This window comes from Streptomyces africanus, from assembly GCF_002150735.1.
GTDB lineage: Bacteria > Actinomycetota > Actinomycetes > Streptomycetales > Streptomycetaceae > Streptomyces > Streptomyces africanus.
In genome coordinates, this window is sequence record NZ_MUKA01000197.1 from 1 (window position 1) to 5300 (window position 5300).

Sequence of the window (5300 nt, forward strand, 5' to 3'; positions counted from 1 at the left end):
CCCCGGCGCCGAGGCCCTGCGCGGCCTCACCCTCCCCGGCCTCGCCAACGCCCACAGCCACGCGTTCCACCGTGCCCTGCGCGGCACCGTCCAGGTCGGCTCCGGCACCTTCTGGACCTGGCGCGAGGTCATGTACGCCACGGCCGCCCGGCTCACCCCGGACAGCTACCACGCCCTCGCCCGCGCCGTGTACGCCGAGATGGCGCTGGCCGGCATCACGGCGGTCGGCGAGTTCCACTACGTCCACCACGGCCCCGGCGGCACCCCCTACGCCGACCCCAACGCGATGGGCGAGGCCCTCATCGCGGCCGCCGCCGAAGCCGGGATCCGCATCACCCTCCTCGACACCGCCTACCTCTCCTCCGGCTTCGGACAGCCGCCCACGGCCCCCCAGCTCCGCTTCTCCGACGGCACGGCGGACGTCTGGGCCGAACGCTGTTCAGTTCTCAAGGAACGAGATCACGCGCGGATCGGAGCGGCGATCCACTCCGTGCGGGCCGTGCCCGCCGACCAGCTGGCGACCGTGGCGCGGTGGGCCGAGGAGCGGCGGGCCCCGCTCCATGTGCACCTGTCGGAGCAGACGGCGGAGAACGACGCCTGCCGGGAGGCCCACGGCCGCACCCCCACCCGGCTGCTGGCCGACCACGGCGTCCTCGGCCCGCGCACCACCGGCGTCCACAACACCCACCTGACCGTCGACGACATCTCCCTCATCGGCGGCAGCGGCACCGGCACCTGCATGTGCCCCACCACCGAGCGGGACCTCGCCGACGGCATCGGACCCGCCGTCGCCCTTCAGCAGGCGGGCTCGCCGCTCTGTCTCGGCTCCGACAGCCACGCCGTGATCGACCTGCTCGAAGAGGCGCGCGCCATGGAGCTGAACGAGCGCCTGCGCACCCGCACCCGAGGCCACTGGACGGCGGCAGCCCTCCTACGGGCCGCCTCGGCGGACGGGCACGCGGCCCTCGGCTGGCAGGACGCGGGCGCCCTGGAGCCCGGCGCGCTCGCCGACTTCACGACGATCGCGCTCGACTCGGTCAGGACGGCAGGGCCGCTTCCGCGGCTCGGGGCCGAGACGGCCGTATTCGCCGCGTCGGCAGCGGACGTGTCGCATACGGTCGTGGGAGGGCGGCACGTCGTACGGGACGGGGTCCACTCGCTCGTACCGGATGTGCCGCGAGCCCTCGCGGACGCCGTCGAAGCCCTGCGCGGATGACCCCGGGCCGCTCCTTCGAGCGGCCGGCCCCCGAACCCGACCCCACCGCCGACCAGGCCACCAAGGACGCCATGAGCAACGCGACGACCGTCAGCCCCGCCCACTCCGCGAGCACCGCAAGCACGCTCATCACCAACATCGCCGCCCTGGTCACCAACGACCCCTCCCTCGGTGACACTTCCCCTCTCGGACTGGTCCAGGACGCGGCCGTCGTCATCGAAGGCGACCGCATCGCGTGGACCGGTGATCAAAGCAAAGCACCCGCCACTGACAATCGGGTCGACGCGGGCGGCCGGGCGGTCCTCCCCGGCTTCGTCGACTCCCACTCCCATCTCGTCTTCGCCGGCGACCGGACGCAGGAGTTCAACGCCCGGATGTCGGGGCGGCCGTACAGCGCGGGCGGCATCCGCACGACCGTCGCGGCCACCCGCGCCGCGACGGACGAGGAACTGGAAGCCAACGTCACGCGTTACCTCGCCGAGGCCCTCCGCCAGGGCACGACCACCTTCGAGACCAAGTCCGGCTACGGCCTGACGGTCGAGGACGAGGCCCGGGCCCTGCGCGTCGCCGCCGCCCACACCGACGAGGTCACCTACCTCGGCGCCCACATCGTCGCGCCCGAGTTCGCCGAGGACCCGGCCGCCTACGTCGCTCTCGTCACCGGCGAGATGCTCGACGCCTGCGCCCCGCACGCCCGCTGGATCGACGTCTTCTGCGAGCGGGGCGCCTTCGACGGCGACCAGGCCCGCGCGATCCTCACCGCCGGCCGGGCACGCGGCCTGCACCCCCGTATCCACGCCAACCAGCTCTCCCACGGCCCGGGCGTGCAGCTGGCGGTCGAACTCGACGCGGCCAGCGCCGACCACTGCACCCACCTGACGGACGAGGACGTCGACGCCCTGGCGAACAGCCGCACGGTCGCCACCCTCCTGCCCGGCGCCGAGTTCTCCACCCGCGCCGAGTGGCCGGACGCCCGCCGCCTCCTCGACGCGGGGGTCACCGTGGCCCTGTCCACGGACTGCAACCCGGGCTCGTCGTTCACCTCTTCCGTCCCGTTCTGCATCGCGCTCGCCGTACGGGACATGGGCATGACGCCGGACGAGGCCGTCTGGTCGGCCACGGCGGGCGGCGCCGCGGCCCTCCGGCGCACCGACATCGGCCGCCTCACCCCGGGCGCGTACGCCGACTTGACGCTTCTCGACGCCCCGAGCCACGTCCACCTGGCCTACCGGCCCGGCGTCCCGCTGGTCACCGGGGTCTGGCAGCGCGGCGAGCGGGTGCTCTGAGCAACGAAGACGTGCTCCTCGGTATCCCGGGCGTCATACCGATCCGGATGCTGTCAGGAAACGCGCCCGGGGGCGGACCGTTCGGTCCGCCCCCGAAAGACAGCGTCACCGGGCACAGCGTCGTGCAGTGAGGATCCTCGGCGGAGGCCTCCTCGGAGGATCACTCCTCGACGGTCAGCCCCTTGCGAAGCCGTACCAGCGTGCGCGACAGCAGCCGCGAGACGTGCATCTGGGAGATGCCCAGTTCCTCGCCGATCTCCGACTGGGTCATGCCCGCGACGAAGCGCAGCGACAGGATCTTGCGGTCGCGCGGCGGAAGTTCGGCGATCAGCGGCTTCAACGACTCGACGTACTCGATGCCTTCGAGTCCGTGGTCCTCGTAGCCGATGCGGTCCGCGAGCGCGCCCTCGGAGTCGTCCTCCTCCGGCTGGGCGTCCAGCGAGGAGGCGGTGTAGGCGTTCGACGCGGCCATGCCCTCGACGACCTCGTCGTTCGAGATGCCGAGGCGCTCGGCCAGTTCCGTCACCGTCGGGGCGCGGTCCAGCTTCTGGGCCAGCTCGTCACCGGCCTTGGCCAGGTCGAGCCGCAGCTCCTGGAGCCGCCGCGGGACGCGCACCGACCACGAGGTGTCGCGGAAGAAGCGCTTGATCTCGCCGACGATGGTCGGCATCGCGAATGTGGGGAACTCGACACCCCGAGACAGCTCGAAGCGGTCGATCGCCTTGATCAGGCCGATGGTGCCGACCTGGATGATGTCCTCCATCGGCTCGCTGCGGGAGCGGAACCGGGAGGCGGCGAACTTGACCAGTGCGAGGTTCAGTTCGACGAGCGTGTTGCGGACGTACGAGTACTCGTGGGTGCCTTCCTCCAGCGACTCGAGGCGCTCGAAGAGGGTCTTGGACAGGGCCCGTGCGTCGACCGCGTCGACTTCCTCGTACGGGGGGATGACCGGAAGTCCGGCGAGAAGGTCGTCCTGTGTGACGAGCATCTCGTCCTGCTCGATGGGATCCAGATGTTCCGGAGGGGGTGTCGACGTCGCTTTCTGGGTACGCGATGCGTCGAGCCGGGGTGACATGATGTCCTCCATCGTTCTCGGCATAAGGCTGCCGGAGCCGTAAGGTGCACTGCGGTGTGCGGCGCCTCCAAAGCCGGCCGTGTCGGGTACGTGTCCTTACTAGGCCTACCCGCTTCCCCGAGCCCACCGCAAGTGCGTTCTGTGTGCATATGTCCGTTTGTGTGCGGTTGTTCGGGTGTCGAAGCGTGGAGGGAAGGCGTAGTGTTCGTGGGCGTCAGCAGCAGTCACGACGTCGGGAGAGAGAGACGGCATGGACCGCGGGACAGTCGGCAGCGCACAGTCTGGCCGGCTTCTGGTGGAGGTGCGGGAAGAGGGCTCTAGCGCCGTCGTGACCCCGGCGGGTGAGCTGGATCACCACACCGCCGATCTGTTGCGTGAGCCACTCGACGACTGCCTCGCCAAGGGATTCAAGCGCCTGGTCATCGACTGCGCGCGGTTGGAGTTCTGTGACTCCACGGGGCTCAACGTGCTCCTGGGCGCCCGCCTGAAGGCCGAGGCCGCGGGCGGTGGCGTGACACTCGCCGGGATGCAGCCGGTGGTAGCACGCGTGTTCGAGATCACTGGCGCGGATGCGGTCTTCAGCGTCCATGACACGCTTGAGGCGGCCCTGGCCGACGAGTCGGGCTGACCGGCGTTGCGTGGGCGCGCCGAGCCTCGGCCATCCCTCTGTGACCGGTGTCCTGCCCCTGGCATGCCTTTCGCGCCGAATACGGGGGTGTTCCCCCGGTCCGCCCGGGCAGGAGACATCCTGGAACGGTCGGCCGCCAGGGCGGCGGGGGCGTCGCGAAACCGTCGTGCCGCGCACTGCGTGACTGACTGTGGAATGAATTTTTTGAATCGTGAACTGGTGAATCGGTGAGGTGAAGCGCTGATGAGCACCACCCGGCCCTACTCGCCGGGCGACCGCGGGCCGGAGCCCAGCGGCGCTTCCGGGGCGTCCGAGGGTGGCGTGCCGGCGGGCGGTGCGTCCGGCGAGGGCGTGGCCGCGCCGTCCGGAGCCGCGGCACCGCCGGGGGGCCGGCAGGTGCGCCGGCTGAGCTTCGACGGGGCGAGCGGTGTCGTCCCGCTCGCCCGCGACTTCGCCCGCCAGGCGCTGTACGCGTGGGGCTGGCTGCCGGCCGCCTCCGCGGACCAGCGGGCCGCCGCCGAGGACGTCCTGCTCGTCGTCTCCGAGCTGGTCACCAACGCCTGCCTGCACGCCGAGGGGCCCGACCAGCTGTGGATCACCTGCGACAACAAGGTGATCCGCATCGAGGTCGCCGACCGGGGCACCGGCCAGCCGTCGCCCCGCACCCCGCACCGGGCCGGCCGCCCGGGCGGCCACGGCATGTTCATCGTTCAGCGGCTGTGCCTGGACTGGGGCGTGGTCCGCACGCCGGGAGTCGCCGGCAAGACGGTGTGGGCCGAACTGGGGGCTCCTGCCTGATCCGGGCTCCTGCCTGATCCGGGCCCTTGCCTGATCCGGGGTGCCGCGAGCGTGCCGGGCGCGGGCTCCGACTGCTTCTTGGGTGCTCGGCCGGGTGGCGGGCTTCAGCTGTTCTCGGGTGCCTGACCGGATACCGGCCTCCGCACACTCCCAGTGGGGCATCGACCGTGCGCGGCTTCGGGCGTTTCCCGGGGACCGTGCGGCCGTTCGGGTGAAGAGTCGAGCCGGCGGTTCGCCGACGGCTGTCCGGCTGCCGGGCCGCCCCGACCATCCTCATCCCCGTCCCCGTCCCCGTCC

Annotated in this window: 5 protein-coding genes; 4 read left to right on the top strand and 1 reads right to left on the bottom strand. The window is 71.7% G+C overall.

The genetic code is table 11. The features are described from left to right. Nucleotides 1–1216 (top strand): formimidoylglutamate deiminase (locus tag CCL05_RS23140; protein WP_086562401.1); only part of this gene is annotated, 1216 nt, incomplete at its 5' end. After that, entirely contained in the window at nucleotides 1213–2502 is a 1290-nt protein-coding gene (gene hutI, locus CCL05_RS23145; RefSeq protein WP_086562402.1) for an imidazolonepropionase, read from the top strand. The genes CCL05_RS23140 and hutI, both read left to right, overlap by 4 nt. Before the next feature lie 160 nt (nucleotides 2503–2662). On the opposite strand, the gene CCL05_RS23150 is transcribed toward hutI, so the two are convergent. Beyond that, the gene (locus CCL05_RS23150; RefSeq protein ID WP_167409601.1) at nucleotides 2663–3589 is read right to left on the bottom strand and encodes an RNA polymerase sigma factor SigF; all 927 of its coding nucleotides are present in this window, start codon (nucleotides 3587–3589) and stop codon (nucleotides 2663–2665) included. A 238-nt stretch (nucleotides 3590–3827) separates the two neighbouring features. Between CCL05_RS23150 and CCL05_RS23155 the strand changes: the two genes are divergently transcribed. Both CCL05_RS23155 and CCL05_RS23160 read left to right on the top strand, forming a co-directional pair. Then, complete coding sequence (locus CCL05_RS23155) at nucleotides 3828–4205, top strand: STAS domain-containing protein (RefSeq protein WP_086562403.1); 378 nt, start codon at nucleotides 3828–3830, stop codon at nucleotides 4203–4205. A 243-nt stretch (nucleotides 4206–4448) separates the two neighbouring features. Then, nucleotides 4449–5003, top strand: coding sequence for an ATP-binding protein (locus tag CCL05_RS23160; RefSeq protein ID WP_086562404.1), 555 nt, complete (start codon nucleotides 4449–4451; stop codon nucleotides 5001–5003). The last annotated feature ends 297 nt before the right edge of the window (nucleotides 5004–5300 follow it).

Bases quoted from the DNA above. Each gene is read 5' to 3' on its own strand.
- hutI (WP_086562402.1), top strand. From the start codon at position 1,213: ATGACCCCGGGCCGCTCCTTCGAGCGGCCGGCCCCCGAACCCGACCCC.
- CCL05_RS23150 (WP_167409601.1), bottom strand. From the start codon at position 3,589: ATGGAGGACATCATGTCACCCCGGCTCGACGCATCGCGTACCCAGAAA.
- CCL05_RS23155 (WP_086562403.1), top strand. From the start codon at position 3,828: ATGGACCGCGGGACAGTCGGCAGCGCACAGTCTGGCCGGCTTCTGGTG.
- CCL05_RS23160 (WP_086562404.1), top strand. From the start codon at position 4,449: ATGAGCACCACCCGGCCCTACTCGCCGGGCGACCGCGGGCCGGAGCCC.